Origin of the sequence: Clostridium sp. (assembly GCF_016650095.1) — a bacterium.
Classification (GTDB): Bacteria; Bacillota; Clostridia; order Clostridiales; family Clostridiaceae; genus Clostridium_AD.
The window spans coordinates 1-15,348 of record NZ_JAENWL010000036.1 but is presented as its reverse complement, the minus strand read 5'-3'; the positions used below and the strand labels follow the sequence as shown (position 1 = coordinate 15,348).

Here is a 15,348-nt window from a genome sequence, read left to right as displayed (position 1 = left end):
TAATTAAGTTTTGAAGTAAGTAATCAACAGTTTTAGGCAAGAAAATTCCAATTACTAATAAAATGATAAAGCATTTTATTGTTAACATTACAAAGCGCCATAAATCCTTATTCTTCATTTAATTACTTCCCCAAATTATTAATGAGATTCTTAACAAAATATGGTGCAATATAAGATTCTATAATTATCCCTACAAATAAGACAATTATTATTACAATAAATATTGCGCTATAATATATTATTCTACTAGATATACTACTTGTCCCTTGTTTATTAAACCTGTTCTTAAGTAACATAATAGAAAATTCCATTGATACTACCGATGAAAAAATAATGCATGGAATATAAATTAAATTTTGAGGAAGTACCCCTAATATAGCAATTCCAATGCCACTTTTCCCAAGCCCGCTAATCATAAAACTAAATGTAAATCCAACTGTAAATCCTTTAAATAAATCAATAATTATAATTATTGGTATTCCAACAATAGTTAAACCTAAAAACCAAAGAAAAATAATCACGGGTAGATTATTCTTTATTGATTGTACAAATATTAATTTATAACTAATCCCATTTGTATTTGAAGGATCAATAAAGTTCATCAAATAATTTACTAAATCATTTCGAGCAAATTCCCCCATGTATTTAACACTATAGATTCCTAAAATTATACCTGTAAATACACAAAGAACACTTATAATATATAACCAAAAATTTTCTTGTATATGTTTATTTATATTACTTAGTAAAGTATTAGACGACATAAATTACTCCCCCTTTGTTTATCATTTCACTAGTTTATTTAACTTTGTCTAACGTTATAGAGCTAAACTTCACCTTCATGGGTTAAAATTTACCATAGCTATTTATAATATAAATATTATAACTTAATTCATATTTATGATAACAAAGAGGGTTATATGCATAATTAATTTAACATTAATAAACATATAGTTTTTTTATCATTTAAGTTCAAAACAAAAATCCGCCCTAAATGTTAACTTAACAAATAAGGCGGATTATCTTCATTATAATTAATCTATTTATTGGTTTTTAAAAAAAATTATTGATTTGTAATAGTGATGTATAAGCTTCTCAAATCTCTGAAAATTATAATTAACCTACTCTGTTTTGTAATCTTAACTTATCGGCAACCATTGCTATGAACTCGCTATTTGTTGGTTTACCTTTAGCATTGTGTATAGTATACCCAAATATCTTATTTATTGTTTCAACTTGTCCACGTCCCCATGCGACTTCAATAGCATGCCTTATTGCTCGTTCTACTCTGCTAGCAGTTGTATTGAATTTTTTAGCTATGGATGGGTATAATTCCTTTGTTACTGCAGATAGTAGTTCAATATCATTAACTACCATCGTAATTGCTTCTCTTAAATACATATAACCCTTAATATGAGCTGGAACACCAATTTCATGAATTATATTTGTGATTTCAACTTCTAAGTCCATTGGCTCATTACGAGTAGTTTTTCTAGGTTCCGTTGTATCAATGAAAGAAATTGATTTTTTACTTGTATCACTAGAAATTGTATTATTAAACATCTGTCTTATTCTTTTTGTAAAAACGTCCATGTCGAAAGGTTTTACTACATAGTAATCCGCTCCCAAAGTAATCGCTCTTTGAGTGATTTTATCTTGTCCTACTGCGGATAATACTATTATTTTAGGTATCGGATCAAGATCCATGCTACCTAATCTTTCTAGTACTCCAAGGCCATCTAAATGAGGCATTATTATGTCTAATACTACCAAATCGGGTTTTCTCTCTTTTATTAACTTAAGAGCCTCTAGACCATCTTTTGCAATGCCTGTAACAACTATATCTCTTTGGCTTAACAAATAATCATTTAAAATATTACAGAATTCTTTATTATCATCTGCAATAAGTACACTAATTCTAGCTTCTTCCATATTATAACTCCCCTTTATAAATAAATTCCCATATCTTAACAAATTAATTAATTCGACAAAAGAGTCTCAATTCCTTTTTATATTTGAAGATTTTACAAATTAATAATTTTTTATTATTATTTGTAAAATAAAAGATAGCATATGCTATCCTTTACTCTTATCTTCTATTCTAACCCTTTTTTTTAAAAATACTAGCTATTTTGATAAAATATCCGCATCTTTAAGCATCCATTCTATATATATTCCATATCCTGTATCAGGTTTATTAATTAAAACATGAGTAACCGCTCCAATTATTTTATTATTTTGTATTATTGGACTACCGCTCATACCTTGCACAATTCCACCAGTTTTTTCTAAAAGCTTAGGATCTGTAATTTTAATTACCATACTTTTAGATCTAGATACATTTTGAGATAATAATTTCTGTATTTCTATCTCAAATAATTCCGGTTCACATCCATTTATAGTAGTTAGAATTTGAGCTTTCCCTACTTTAATTTCATTTCTTAATCCTATTTTCATAGGCTTATTAAATTTACTGTTTATAAGGCTTTTAGTTCCAGTCCCAAATATACCACATTCAGTGTTTTTAATTATTTGACCCTTTATTTTATCTTCATCTATAAAAATGCCTCTTAATTCTCCTGGATTTCCTCTTGTTCCTTTTTTTACTGATATAATATTAGATGACACAACTACACCATTATTTACATTAAGTATTGTTCCAGTATCAGCATCTGTAATTGGATGTCCTAGCGCAGCAAATTTTTTAGTATTATCATCATATAAAGTTAATGTTCCAACACCGGCAGTTGAATCTCTTACCCATAACCCAATTTTATGTTTTCCATCTGTAGAATCTACAACAGGTTTAACTTTCACTTCTAATAAGTTCAAATCATCTTTCCGCTGTAATTTAAGAACGATTTCTGAACTATTTCCTCTATTTACAAATCTTGTTACATCTTCAGCATAGTTTATTTCAACATCATTTATTTTTATTATACTATCTCCTATTTGCACTCCAGCTTGTGCAGCAGGACTTGATATTTTACCATCACTACCATTAATATCAGATAAAGCTACTACTAATACACCTTTAGTATTGAGTTTAACGCCGATTGGCTGTCCTCCTGGATAAACCATTATTTCTGAATTGTTCTTTATAAATGTAAATTGAGATTTTAAATTATCAACTGATCTTTCATTCACATTATTATCTTTCTCAATTACAAATGAACTAGTAGAAATATTGTCTTTTTCCGCATTTACTTTCATGAGTTGACTAGAATAGAAGCTTTCCATTGGCTTATCTAAAATAACAACAACTTTGTTTCCGATTTTAAAATAGGTACTCAAAGCGATAATCAGAAGAGGTGTAATTATCCAGCATATTTTATTTAATTTTTTCTTCATAAGCTTTACCTCCTTTTCTAGTATATTTATGGCTTTAATTTACCCTCAAATTCTCCATGTTATTCTATAACATTAATTCAATAATAGTCAAAGACTTAAATTGAAAACTAATTTATGTTAGATTTAAATTTTTTTCTTTTTTTTGAAATTCTTTCTTTTTTTTATAAAGTATACAACCTTTATTTTATTTATACTTCATATTTTGAATGATTTTCATATTTATTATTTTCAAATTTCAGCTTGATTATTTTAAATTAAAAAAAAATAAAGTCATAATTTATGACTTTATTTTCCCCTATAAAACTTATTTTTATTACTATAGTATCTTAAAAAAACTCAAAATTTAATTATTTTTTTGTTTCTTAGCCATATTTATCATTTCTTCAGAATTTTCCAAAGTCAATTTAGTAACCTCAGTACCACCTATCATTCTAGCTATTTCATGTTGTTTTTCTTCTTCACTCATTTTCACAATATTGGTATATGTTTTATTATTTACTACATTTTTTGATATTAAATAATTTGTATCTGCCATACTAGCTATTTGTGGCAAGTGGGTTACGGAAAAAATTTGATGCTTTAATGATATTAAATGCATTTTCTCTGCAACACATTGTGCAATTCTACCACTTATACCTGTGTCTATTTCATCAAAAATAACAGTAGGTATTTCATCCTTATCAACAAATACAGTTTTGAGTGCAAGCATTATACGTGATAATTCTCCCCCAGACACAATGTCTTCTAGTGGATTTAGTGGTTCGCCTGGATTCGTAGATATACAAAATTGAACTTTATCACAGCCATTTTCATAAAATTGGTTTTCTTGTTTTACTTCTATGTAGAATTTACTTTTTTCAAGCCCGATGTAATTTAATTCTTCTTTTATTTTATCCCCAAGCTCTTTTGCAATATCAAGTCTAATTTCATGAATTTCATCTGATATAATTATCATTTCACTTTCCACATCAATTTTTTCTTTTTTAAGACTAGTAATTAATTCACTACTATTAGTTAATTCTTCATGTTCAACCTGAATTTTTTCTTTGTATTCATAAATTTCTTCAATAGTAGGTCCATACTTTTTCTTGCAAATATTTATTTGGTTAATTCTGCTGTTAATATACTCCAATTCCTTTTCATCATAATAAATTGTTTCTTTTAAATCCCTAAGCTCAGTAATATTTTCCTCTATATTGTAATAACTCTCTTCTATTGAGTCTGTAATTAATTTTATTTTTTCCATGTGTTTTTCTATCATTCTTAGTTCCTTAATAGTCATAGCTAAATTATCAAAAACGGAAGTGTTTTCTTCATTACTAGTATATAATAGTTCATACCCTTTTGATAAATGCTTCTCCAACTTTTCTGCATTACTAATAATTGCACACTTTTCTAAAAGTTCCACGTCTTCACCAATTTTAAGATTAGCGCTTTTAATCTCCTCTAACTGATAATTTAAAAAATCAATTCTTTTTTCCCTTTGTCCTTCATTTCCTTCAAGCTTAAGAATTTTGTTTTTAATCAACGTCATTCTTGCATATTTTTCAGTATACTCCACAAGAATCTTATGAATCCTATAATCCCCATAAGAATCAACATAAAATATATGATTAACTTTATCTAATAAATTATGATTATCATGTTGACCATGAATATCTAGTAAAGTCTTACTAATTTGTTTAATCTTTGATAATAACAATGATTTACCATTAACCTTAGCAATACTTTTTCCAGACTGAAATGTCTCGCGGCTTATAAATACCATGTCCTCATAATCAATATCCATCTCATCTAAAGCATTTTTGTTGTTTTTTGTATCAATTGTAAATATGGCCTCAACATAAGTTTTGTCTTCCCCTGTCCTAATTAAGTTCTTATTGAATTTCCCGCCTAATACGTAATTTATAGCATCAATTAAAATTGACTTTCCTGCTCCTGTTTCACCAGAAAGCACATTAAATCCTTGTTCAAAATTAATACTTAAATTTTCAATTAGAGCAAAATTCATAATATTTAATTGTAGGAGCATATTAATTCCTCCTATTCATTAAGCATTTTATTAATTTTTTGAATTATTTCTATTACGTCTTCTTCCCGCCTAACTAAAATAAAAACTGTATTATCTCCAGCAATAGTTCCTACAATGCCATTGAATTTTAAAGAATCTAAAGCCTCAGCAGCCGCAGCACCAGCTCCTGATATCGTTTTCAAAACTATAAATTTATCTACATTATCAACATAAAGCACAGTTTGATTAAAAATAGTAACCAATTTATTTGATAAAAAGCTATCGCCTGGAGAACTCGTAGCGTACTTATGAGTTCCATGTGCACTCATAACCTTAATTAATTTTAGTTCTTTTATGTCTCTAGACACGGTTGCTTGAGTAATATCAAATCCTCTATTCTTTAGTTCTTCTGCTAACTGCTCTTGAGTTTCAACGTCTTTGTCCTGAACAATCTCAATTATTTTTGCGTGGCGTGCAATTTTCATTTTTTTCTCCTTCACAATCTATTGTTCTAGAAATAATTTTTTTTCTAAGAATGTCAAAATAATTATAATCATTAAATTTAACTAATCTACATTTTTTGTTTGAAACACTTACTAATATTTTCTCATAGTTATTTAGCTTTATTGCTCGTTGTCCATCTAGTGTCAAAAATATACTTTCATGTTCACTTTTTACGATTATAGATATTTCACTTTTACAGTCTAATACTATAGTTCTCATTGAAAGTGATAATGGGCAAATAGGTGTTACAGCTATAACATCTAGATTAGGACAAATTATAGGTCCACCTGCCGACAAGGAATATGCTGTCGAGCCTGTTGGTGTAGCTATTATAAGTCCATCTCCAGTAAATCCCATGTAAAATTTATTATCTATGTGGAGTTCATACTCAACAACTCTCGCGAGTGTTCCTTTTGATACAACTATATCATTTAAAGCAGTGTAGTCTTCTGTTTCTCCTCTATGAGGTAAATCACAATTAAGCATCATCCTATCTTCTACATAATAATCATCTTCAATAAATCTTCTCATAGCATTGTCAAAATCTCTAAGCTCCACGCTAGAAAGAAATCCCAAATTCCCTATATTGACTCCAAGTATTGGAATATTAGAGTTATTTAAATTCCGTGATGTTAATAAAATAGTCCCATCTCCACCTAAAGCAATAATAATATCTAAATCGCTATACTTTTTATTTTCAAGGCCAATGGAATCTTCGAATATAAATATATTCGCATCTTCTATATATTTACTAATGACATCTTTTACATATTTAATTATCTTACCATCTTTATCTTTTGTGGTATTTATGTTAATCCCAATGTTTTTCATAATTCCTCCTTGCCATTCTATATAGCAGATATCAATTATTAATTGTTATCCACCTTGCGTTTAATTTAAATCTTCATGGGCCTTGTGGACTAATATCTTTATATTATCTTCAATATAATTCACATAGTGCTCTTTAGATTTTGTAAAATAAATTAAATATTCAATGTTACCATTAGGTCCCTTTATTGATGAGTAATTAACATTAATAACCTTTACATTGAGACATCTAAAAAGGTTTAAAACGCGTTGTATTACCTCCACATGTTTACTTGGTTTTTTAACAACGCCTCTTTTGTTTACAACGCCTACACCTACTTCAAATTGTGGCTTTAACAGTGCTACACCGCCACCATCATCTTTTAATAAGTTCATCAAATTTGGAATAACTTTCTCTAAAGATATAAATGACACATCTATACTGGCAAAGTCTGCAAGTTCATCTATACTGCCTGCACTTAAATATCTTATGTTTGTATTTTCCATGGACACTACTCGCACATCGCGTCGTAGCTTCTCATCTAGTTGATTTGTTCCGACATCTATTGAGTATACCTTGCATGCTCCATGCTGAAGCATACAGTCTGTAAACCCTCCTGTAGATGCACCTATATCCAAGCAAACTTTAGCTTTAAGGTTAATATCAAATGAAGTTATCGCCTTTTCAAGCTTTAATCCACCTCTACTTACATAAGGAATATCTTCCCCAATAAACTCAATATTAGATGATCTCTCTACTTTTTTCCCACATTTAGTAGTCATAATACCATCCACAAATATATTTCCAGCAATTATATTTTCCTTTGCTCTTTCTCTAGAAAACAAAATTTTCTTTTCGACTACGAGAACATCTAATCTCTCTTTATTTTCTAACATGAAAAGCTCCTTAAGATTCCACCAAAGTGGCTTATTTAAACTAACTTCAAAATACTTTCACAAATTCCATCAGCATCCAGTTTATGCAGTTTATATAATACATCAACATTCCCATGAGGAATAAATTCATCTTTAAATCCTAAATTAATTACCTTTGTTTTTTTATCCAATGAATTTACGTATTCCAATACTAAAGAACCGAGTCCTCCATGTACCATATTATCCTCTATAGTTACTAATGAATAGCCTTTATTCACTAGATCTAAAATTAGTGCTTTATCAATAGGCTTAATAAAACACGCATTAATCACACAAGCGCCTACTCCCATTTTCTCTAGTTTTTCTCTAACTAAAATGGCATTTTGAACCATTTTACCTGTAGCTATAAAAGCTATTTTACCACCATGGAAAAGAACCTCCCATTTTCCTCTCTTAAAGTTCTCAATAGAAGACATTACAACATTTGGATTATCCCCTCCTCTAGGATATCTTATAGCAATTGGATAATCTTGCCCTACTGCAAATGTGAGCATTGACTTAAGTTCATTTATACATTTAGGAGACATAATTGTCATATTAGGAATATGAGATAAATATGATAAATCAAATACTCCTTGGTGTGTTTCTCCATCTTGACCAACAATTCCTGCTCTATCTATGGCAAATATAACCGGTAATTTCTGAAGACACACATCATGTAAAATTTGATCATAAGCCCTCTGAAGAAAGGTAGAGTAAACTGCAAAAACAGGTTTTAACCCTTGTGTTGCCATTCCTGCAGCCATAGTAACTGCATGTTGCTCTGCAATTCCTACATCAAAAAATCTATTTCGAAACTCTTTTGAAAATTTTTCTAGTCCTGTACCTTCAGGCATTGCCGCTGTTATTGCTACAATATTTTTATTCTCCTTTGCAAGATAAACCATCTGCTCTCCAAATGCCTTAGAATAACTTTCCTTAGAACTACTACATAACTCTCCATTTGAAGGATTAAAGGGACCTATTCCATGAAATTTATGTGGCTGATCTTCAGCAAATCTATAACCCTTGCCCTTTTTAGTTATAACATGAATAATAACTGGTCCATCTATGTTTTTAGCTAGTTTCAAAACCTTACTTACTTCTTTAATATCATGACCATCTATAGGACCTAAATATTTTATACCCATATGCTCAAAGAGCATCCCTGGCACAATAACCTGTTTAATTCCATTTTTTATTTTATGAATTGAATTAACCATACCGCTGCCTACGCTAGGAATTTTTCTAAGAGTAGAATTTATTTCTTTTTTTATTCTATTATATGTTGGGTCAATTCTAAATTGGCTTAAATATTTCGATATGCCTCCAACATTTTTAGAAATAGACATTTGATTATCATTAAGTACAATAATCATTTTAGTTTTCCTAAACCCTGCATCATTTAGAGCTTCAAACGCCATGCCACCTGTAAGTGCACCATCGCCTATTACCGAAATGACGTCATAATCTTCTCCTTTTAAATCTCTAGCTCTTGCTATCCCGAGTCCTGCTGAAATCGAAGTACTACTATGGCCTGCCTCAAATATATCGTACTTGCTTTCTTCTTTTTTAGGAAACCCACTTAATCCGCCAAAATTTCTAAGTGTATCAAACATATCTTTTCTTCCTGTAAGAATTTTATGTACATAAGATTGATGACCTACATCCCATATTACTTTGTCTTTATCTAAATCAAAAACATTGTATAAACTTAACGTTAGTTCTACTACGCCCAAATTAGAAGCTAAATGTCCTCCAGTTTTAGAAACTTTTTCAATTAGAAAACTTCTAATTTCAGCTGCAAAAATTTTCAGTTCTGCTATAGACATTTTTTTCACCAAGTTTATATCATTAAAATCATCTAAAATTTTACCCATATATATCTAACCTCATTTATTTTAAAGAAATATTTTGGAAACCCATTTGATGCTATTGTTGACTTTACTTCCGATATTTTATTTTTAATTCTATCCACATTTATGGGGATATTATACCATATAATATTACTTAATTCAAAAGTTATCTCCACCTAAAAGAAGCGATTTAACTGCATTTCAGAATGGACTAATCAATTAAACAAAATTACTAGATTTTCAATATTTTCTTTTCAATAAAAAATCTGTGATTTCCTCTAGATATTCTGTATTTACGTTAAGCTTTTTTAATATTCCGAAACACTCCTGCGTTAACTCATTACACTTTTCTTTGCATTTTTCTAGTCCATACATGGTTATAAAAGTTGTTTTATTATTACATTCGTCACTTTTTACATTTTTACCTAAAATGTCTGCGTTACCAATTACATCTAATATATCATCTTTTATTTGAAATGCTAAACCTAATTTGTCACCATACTCTTTTAAATCACGTAAATCCGCCTCATTTGCATTTCCTAAGATAGCACCGCATACAATTGCCCCTTTAATTAGCTGACCTGTTTTATTCCTATGCATATATAGAAGTTCTTCCTCTGATATTGTGATGCCTTCACTTAAAATATCACAAATTTGCCCTGCTATCATCCCCTGAGGCCCAGAAGCTTGTGCTATTAAGGTACTTGCCTTAATTTTGTTTAAATTCCCATCCAAACATTGATTTAGCATTATTATCATTGCCTCATTCAATAATCCGTCTCCAGCTAGTATTGCTATTGCCTCTCCGTAAATTTTGTGATTTGTAGGCTTTCCTCTACGCAAATCATCGTTATCCATGCTAGGCAGGTCATCATGAATAAGTGAATATGTATGAATCATTTCAAGTGCTGCAGCAAAAGGTAAAATATCTCTATAGTCTTTCTTGTACATAGCATATGTAAGAAGCATTAAAATCGGTCTCACTCTTTTTCCTCCGACTTTTATACTATAAATCATTGCTTCAAAATTTCTATTGTCAATTTCTGGCTTATCATCAAAGTATTGATTTATCCACTGTTCTACTTCATCTTTAATGGATTTTACATTCATTTTATCCCTTCTTTTCTTTATAGGTTATGAAAATCTTTTTCACCTTCATCTGTTAGCATTTTTATTTTACCTTCAGTATCATTTAAAATTTTATATAAACTGTTACATATTTTTATACCTTCTTCATAATTAATCATGGTTTGTTCTAAAGTAATTTCATTCTCATCCATAATCTCCACAATATCTTCAAGACGAACCATCATATTTTCATAAGATTCTTTTTTCTTTGCCATTAAAACTCCTCCAAATTACTTAATATAAATCCAGCACTACCATCTTTCAACGTGATTTTTACTTCTTTTATATTTTTCAAATTGTTAATTTCACTAATAACCTCATTTTCATTGTTTTGCAATACCGCATACCCCTTATTTAATACATTCAATGGGTTATGTGCATGCAAAAGCGCATTGAACTTCGATAACTTCTGCTTTTCTAGTGAAACCTTCGTATTAAATTTATAAGTAAGATTCTCTTTTAAATTGTCTATATGAATATATTGATTAACTATATAATTTAAAGGGTTATTCACTTTCAAAGTTTTGTTTAATAAATTAATTTTATTATATTCTTTAGTAAACTTAAATTCCACAGATTTCAATAGTCGCTCTTTAAATGTTTTAATTTCATTATTCAATTCTTCTAAATTTCTCACAGCAATTTCTGCCGCTGCCGATGGAGTAGGTGCTCTAAGATCACTTGCGAAATCTGCTATAGTAAAATCTGTTTCATGACCAATCCCAGTAATTATAGGTATCTTAGAATTATAGATTGCGAATGCTAAGTTCTCTTCATTAAATGCCCATAATTCCTCTATAGAACCTCCTCCTCTTGCAATAATAATTAAATCAACATTTTTTAGACTATTAAAATATTTTACACCTTGCGCAACGTCTTCACTTGCATTTACTCCTTGAACTAGTGCTGGATATATGAGCATGTTGACCATTGCATTGCGCCTTGTGGCAACATTAATAATATCTTTAACTGCAGCTCCCGTTGGTGATGTAATTATTCCTATTCTACTAGGAAATATAGGTATACTTTTTTTATGTTCAGTATCAAATAATCCTTGTCTTTCTAGTTTATCTTTCAGCTTTTGAAAATCTAAATATAACTGACCTTCTCCATCTGGCTCCATGAAGTCACAATAAACCTGATATGCACCATCCCGTTCATAAACAGAAACCCTGCCGCGAATGATAACATTCATTCCATCTCTAGGTGTAATTTTAAGTTTTTGTGCTTGCGATTTAAACATTATACAATTTATCTTTCCAAATGCATCCTTTAACGAAAAGTATATGTGTCCGCTAGTATGTATTTTCACATTAGATAGTTCACCTTTAACATTAGTATTTTTTAATATAAAGTCACTATCTATTACTTTTTTAATATACCCATTAAGGGCAGTTACAGTTAATACTTTAATAAACATTGTCCCTCCATGCTGAGCAAGCATTTTTTACAAGCATTGTCGTAGTCATGAGTCCCGTTCCACCAGGTACAGGGGTAACATAGCTTGCATGATCAATAACGTCGTAAAAATTTACATCCCCAGTAACTTTATTATTTATCATTGTAGTCCCGACATCTATAACCACCGCGCCTTCTTTAACAAAATCACTTGTAACAAATCCTGGTCTACCTATAGCGGCAACTAAAATATCTGCACTTTTGCAAATTTCCTTTAAATTTAAGGTTTTAGAGTGGCATATAGTTACTGTTGCATCTTCATTGAGTAACAACTGAACTGCTGGTTTCCCTACAATATTACTTCTACCAATAACAACAGCATGCTTTCCTTTAATAACACATCCAGTATTTTTAATCATTTCAATGACACCGAGTGCAGTACAAGGAATAAAACTTTTCTCTCCCTTATAAAATCTACCCATATTTACATCAGTTAATCCATCAATATCCTTTTTATATAAAATTTTAGAAGTAATTTCTTTCTCATTAAACTTTTTCGGCAATGGTAATTGAATTATTATCCCATCCACACTTTTATCTTCATTAAATTTTTCTATAATATCAATAATATCCTTTTCTTCAATGTCTTTATCCAAATGAAGGCAAGTATAAGAAATACCTAACTTATCACAAAGATTATTCTGACTTTTTACATACGACAAACTACCTCCATCTTCTCCAACTAATATAGTTTTAATAGATGGTACTCTTAGTCCCTTTTTAATTCCATCTTCTATAATGGACTTAATTTCATTTCTGTATTTTTCAACTATTATCTTGCCATTAACTTTAATACCCATATTATCCTCTCCTTTTATACATTTTTAAAATATCAATTAGTATAAGAATGTTCTAGTATAAGTTCAAAATTCCTCTTTTATAGTTGTAAAATCTTATTTTCATGTTTCTTAATGACATGAAAATAAAATAGACTAGCGTACTGCCTAGTCTATTTTGAAGATATCTTCTCCTCGCATAATGTTAATAGCTCTAACATTTAACGGCATTCAAATTATAGCAGTTGAATTTTTTTTAAATCATCTTCGCTAAGATACCATTTATAAAAGCTGGAGAGCTATCTTCTCCATACTTCTTAGCAAGTTCTATACCCTCGTTTACAGAAACCTTACCCGGTATATCTTCCTCAAATAATATTTCGTATGTACTAATTCTCAAAATAGCTAGATTCATTTTTGAAAGCCTATCCAATTTCCACTTAATTAAGTACTTTTCAATGTTTTTATCAATCTCCGTACCATTCTCATGAATTCCGGCTAACACCTTAGTAATATATGACATATCTATATCGTTTAAATCAACATCTGTGTGTTCTTTGAAATTTTCAATTATTTCTTGATAATTTTCTTTATTTATTGACATTTCAAAAAGTAATTTCATTGCTATTTCTCTTGACTTTCTTCTATTCATTAGTAATCCTCCTAATTTTTCTATCTTAAATTATACCATTAATATAATAACAATAATCATATAAATATGAAATTTGTAATATTTTCATTATAAATATTTTACTTAGTGCCAAAGTATAAATATTTTTGACATGGAAACACCCTCTGATTACAGAGGGTGTTAGTTACTATGCTTCTATTTCCTCTACCTTTTCCATTATAGGTAACACAACATTTTGTACATACACATTTACGGCTGATACTGTAAGTCCTGTCATGAGCTCTACAGATTTTTTTACATTTATTTGTGCTTGTTCAGTTATTTCTGGAATTTTAACACCATATTCTACTACAACGTGTAAATCAATTACTGCACTATTTTCTCCTACATTGACTTTAACGCCTTTAGATAAATTTTTCTTTCCACTTAATATTTGAGTTATTCCACCGACAAGACTAGCGCTCATTCCAACGATTCCTTGTATTTCAGCAACAGCGAGTCCAGCTATGACACTAACCACATCCTCAGATATCTTAACGACACCCATTTCAGTTTCATTTAAAATCTTATCTTCCATATTAGTACCCCCTTGTTTAGCTTAGGTAATACATGACAACGCTATGCCTATTATATCAGATAAATATTGGATTTACAATTATTATTGTTTGATCTGAACTTCAATTTTTTCTAATTTTGTTTTGCTCATTACAACATCTTGAATGCTACGAAGCTCTTCTTGTGATAGTTCTTTCTTTTCACTTTTAACTATTACCTGTACCTTGTCATCTAGTATACTGCACAATGCTTCGTCAAATCCCTTAGCTTTTAGTGCAAGTTCAATGTCTGATTCATTTTGCGTCGCCATTGATATGTTTAGGTATTGATCAGAAGCAGTTGCCTTTTGTTCTTTTGGGACATTAGCATCATCAATTAAAGCTTTAATTGTTTGAAGAGTACTTGCATTTTCTTGCTCTCTTGATAATTTTGCTTCCGTAAAAAATGTTGAAGAAGTTTTACTTTCTTTTAAAGATATTGCACTCTTCTCACTACCAAAATCGCCATCATTTACATACAATGGCCCATTCACCTTTGTTGCAAGATACCCTGCAAACACAATAAGTACTACCAGCGTTACAATTATACCAGATTGTTTTTTATTCATAATTTCCCCCCCATTTACCTTTCTTAGAAATTATATGCTAATTATTCATAGGATATACATTAACTTTATTTTCAGACAAATTAAATAAATTAATTACCGCCTGTCTTATCCTAAGTTCAGTAACTCTTTCAGTTGCTCCTTCTGCCACTACGCATACGCCTGTAATGATAGGCTTGTATTTTTTTACAATTAGCGGTTTATTCTCACTTCCATTATTGGACATAACAACAGTTCTCCCGTTATTTTCTTGAGTGATATCTCTATTCCCCCCTGAAGTGTCATTTTCTTCTGTAATACTTTTAGAATCATTAATATTTACAGCAGGAACACTTTCTTCTCCACTCTCAAAATAAATCATCAATTGTACCTTTCCAACTCCTTGAATTCCTTCAAGTGTTAATTTAAGCTTATTTTCTAATTGTGATTCATAATCATTTAATACTGTTAAGTTGCTTTCCGTAGAAATTTTATCCTTTTGTGCATCGGTGGCGACAGTTGAAGTTGTCTTTGGAGTCTTAAAAAAACTACTTGCTAAAACAATTACAACTGCCACTAAAATCATTAATACCAAGTTCCCTAATAGTTTGTCAGATTTTTTACTGTTACTGTTTTTGTTGGCATCATCATGCGTATTCAATTTTGTTTTAATATACTCAGTAAATTTACTAAGTAAATTATCATTGTTCATAAAAATCCCCCCTCATTTCTTATTTTTAATCTTAGGCACATTCAGATAAATAATAGTTAAC

General features: G+C 29.9%; 16 protein-coding genes. All 16 read right to left on the bottom strand.

The window, feature by feature from the left end; genetic code table 11:
- Positions 1 to 122: 122 nt before the first annotated feature.
- Complete coding sequence (spoIIM, locus tag JJE11_RS04025) at positions 123 to 764, bottom strand: stage II sporulation protein M (protein ID WP_291632964.1); 642 nt, start codon at positions 762 to 764, stop codon at positions 123 to 125.
- A 352-nt stretch (positions 765 to 1,116) separates the two neighbouring features.
- The gene (gene spo0A, locus JJE11_RS04020; protein WP_291632963.1) at positions 1,117 to 1,932 is read right to left on the bottom strand and encodes a sporulation transcription factor Spo0A; all 816 of its coding nucleotides are present in this window, start codon (positions 1,930 to 1,932) and stop codon (positions 1,117 to 1,119) included.
- 195 nt (positions 1,933 to 2,127) lie between these two features.
- Positions 2,128 to 3,351 (bottom strand): SpoIVB peptidase, encoded by a 1,224-nt coding sequence (gene spoIVB, locus JJE11_RS04015; RefSeq protein WP_291632962.1) that lies wholly within the window; start codon positions 3,349 to 3,351, stop codon positions 2,128 to 2,130.
- A gap of 343 nt (positions 3,352 to 3,694) precedes the next feature.
- Positions 3,695 to 5,383, bottom strand: a complete 1,689-nt coding sequence (recN, locus tag JJE11_RS04010) for a DNA repair protein RecN (protein WP_291632961.1) — start codon at positions 5,381 to 5,383, stop codon at positions 3,695 to 3,697.
- Between the two features lie 11 nt (positions 5,384 to 5,394).
- Positions 5,395 to 5,847 carry an arginine repressor gene (locus JJE11_RS04005; protein ID WP_291632960.1) on the bottom strand — a complete coding sequence of 151 codons (453 nt, stop codon included), beginning with the start codon at positions 5,845 to 5,847 and terminating at the stop codon, positions 5,395 to 5,397.
- A complete protein-coding gene (locus tag JJE11_RS04000; RefSeq protein WP_291632959.1) occupies positions 5,816 to 6,697 on the bottom strand; it encodes an NAD(+)/NADH kinase in 882 nt (293 codons plus the stop codon). The genes JJE11_RS04005 and JJE11_RS04000 overlap by 32 nt, the downstream gene beginning before the upstream one ends.
- Before the next feature lie 60 nt (positions 6,698 to 6,757).
- On the bottom strand, positions 6,758 to 7,570 hold the full coding sequence (locus JJE11_RS03995; protein WP_291632958.1) for a TlyA family RNA methyltransferase: 813 nt from the start codon (positions 7,568 to 7,570) through the stop codon (positions 6,758 to 6,760).
- Between the two features lie 35 nt (positions 7,571 to 7,605).
- Positions 7,606 to 9,468 carry a 1-deoxy-D-xylulose-5-phosphate synthase gene (dxs, locus tag JJE11_RS03990; protein ID WP_291632957.1) on the bottom strand — a complete coding sequence of 621 codons (1,863 nt, stop codon included), beginning with the start codon at positions 9,466 to 9,468 and terminating at the stop codon, positions 7,606 to 7,608.
- A gap of 216 nt (positions 9,469 to 9,684) precedes the next feature.
- Positions 9,685 to 10,554, bottom strand: a complete 870-nt coding sequence (locus JJE11_RS03985) for a polyprenyl synthetase family protein (RefSeq protein ID WP_291632956.1) — start codon at positions 10,552 to 10,554, stop codon at positions 9,685 to 9,687.
- A 17-nt stretch (positions 10,555 to 10,571) separates the two neighbouring features.
- Positions 10,572 to 10,787, bottom strand: a complete 216-nt coding sequence (locus JJE11_RS03980; RefSeq protein WP_291632955.1) for an exodeoxyribonuclease VII small subunit — start codon at positions 10,785 to 10,787, stop codon at positions 10,572 to 10,574.
- Positions 10,787 to 11,992, bottom strand: coding sequence for an exodeoxyribonuclease VII large subunit (gene xseA / locus JJE11_RS03975; protein WP_291632954.1), 1,206 nt, complete (start codon positions 11,990 to 11,992; stop codon positions 10,787 to 10,789). The genes JJE11_RS03980 and xseA overlap by 1 nt, the downstream gene beginning before the upstream one ends.
- Complete coding sequence (locus JJE11_RS03970; protein ID WP_291632953.1) at positions 11,982 to 12,830, bottom strand: tetrahydrofolate dehydrogenase/cyclohydrolase catalytic domain-containing protein; 849 nt, start codon at positions 12,828 to 12,830, stop codon at positions 11,982 to 11,984. Before JJE11_RS03970 ends, xseA begins: the two co-directional genes overlap by 11 nt.
- Before the next feature lie 232 nt (positions 12,831 to 13,062).
- Positions 13,063 to 13,458, bottom strand: a complete 396-nt coding sequence (gene nusB / locus JJE11_RS03965; RefSeq protein ID WP_291632952.1) for a transcription antitermination factor NusB — start codon at positions 13,456 to 13,458, stop codon at positions 13,063 to 13,065.
- Between the two features lie 166 nt (positions 13,459 to 13,624).
- Complete coding sequence (locus tag JJE11_RS03960; RefSeq protein ID WP_291632951.1) at positions 13,625 to 14,014, bottom strand: Asp23/Gls24 family envelope stress response protein; 390 nt, start codon at positions 14,012 to 14,014, stop codon at positions 13,625 to 13,627.
- Positions 14,015 to 14,095: 81 nt separating this feature from the next.
- Positions 14,096 to 14,599 (bottom strand): SpoIIIAH-like family protein, encoded by a 504-nt coding sequence (locus JJE11_RS03955; RefSeq protein ID WP_291632950.1) that lies wholly within the window; start codon positions 14,597 to 14,599, stop codon positions 14,096 to 14,098.
- Positions 14,600 to 14,636: 37 nt separating this feature from the next.
- Positions 14,637 to 15,287: a stage III sporulation protein AG gene (spoIIIAG, locus tag JJE11_RS03950; protein ID WP_291632949.1), complete on the bottom strand. Its 651-nt coding sequence runs from the start codon at positions 15,285 to 15,287 to the stop codon at positions 14,637 to 14,639.
- Between the last annotated feature and the right edge of the window lie 61 nt (positions 15,288 to 15,348).

Bases quoted from the DNA above. Each gene is read 5' to 3' on its own strand.
- spoIIM (WP_291632964.1), bottom strand. From the start codon at position 764: ATGTCGTCTAATACTTTACTAAGTAATATAAATAAACATATACAAGAA.
- spo0A (WP_291632963.1), bottom strand. From the start codon at position 1,932: ATGGAAGAAGCTAGAATTAGTGTACTTATTGCAGATGATAATAAAGAA.
- spoIVB (WP_291632962.1), bottom strand. From the start codon at position 3,351: ATGAAGAAAAAATTAAATAAAATATGCTGGATAATTACACCTCTTCTG.
- recN (WP_291632961.1), bottom strand. From the start codon at position 5,383: ATGCTCCTACAATTAAATATTATGAATTTTGCTCTAATTGAAAATTTA.
- JJE11_RS04005 (WP_291632960.1), bottom strand. From the start codon at position 5,847: ATGAAAATTGCACGCCACGCAAAAATAATTGAGATTGTTCAGGACAAA.
- JJE11_RS04000 (WP_291632959.1), bottom strand. From the start codon at position 6,697: ATGAAAAACATTGGGATTAACATAAATACCACAAAAGATAAAGATGGT.
- JJE11_RS03995 (WP_291632958.1), bottom strand. From the start codon at position 7,570: ATGTTAGAAAATAAAGAGAGATTAGATGTTCTCGTAGTCGAAAAGAAA.
- dxs (WP_291632957.1), bottom strand. From the start codon at position 9,468: ATGGGTAAAATTTTAGATGATTTTAATGATATAAACTTGGTGAAAAAA.
- JJE11_RS03985 (WP_291632956.1), bottom strand. From the start codon at position 10,554: ATGAATGTAAAATCCATTAAAGATGAAGTAGAACAGTGGATAAATCAA.
- JJE11_RS03980 (WP_291632955.1), bottom strand. From the start codon at position 10,787: ATGGCAAAGAAAAAAGAATCTTATGAAAATATGATGGTTCGTCTTGAA.
- xseA (WP_291632954.1), bottom strand. From the start codon at position 11,992: ATGTTTATTAAAGTATTAACTGTAACTGCCCTTAATGGGTATATTAAA.
- JJE11_RS03970 (WP_291632953.1), bottom strand. From the start codon at position 12,830: ATGGGTATTAAAGTTAATGGCAAGATAATAGTTGAAAAATACAGAAAT.
- nusB (WP_291632952.1), bottom strand. From the start codon at position 13,458: ATGAATAGAAGAAAGTCAAGAGAAATAGCAATGAAATTACTTTTTGAA.
- JJE11_RS03960 (WP_291632951.1), bottom strand. From the start codon at position 14,014: ATGGAAGATAAGATTTTAAATGAAACTGAAATGGGTGTCGTTAAGATA.
- JJE11_RS03955 (WP_291632950.1), bottom strand. From the start codon at position 14,599: ATGAATAAAAAACAATCTGGTATAATTGTAACGCTGGTAGTACTTATT.
- spoIIIAG (WP_291632949.1), bottom strand. From the start codon at position 15,287: ATGAACAATGATAATTTACTTAGTAAATTTACTGAGTATATTAAAACA.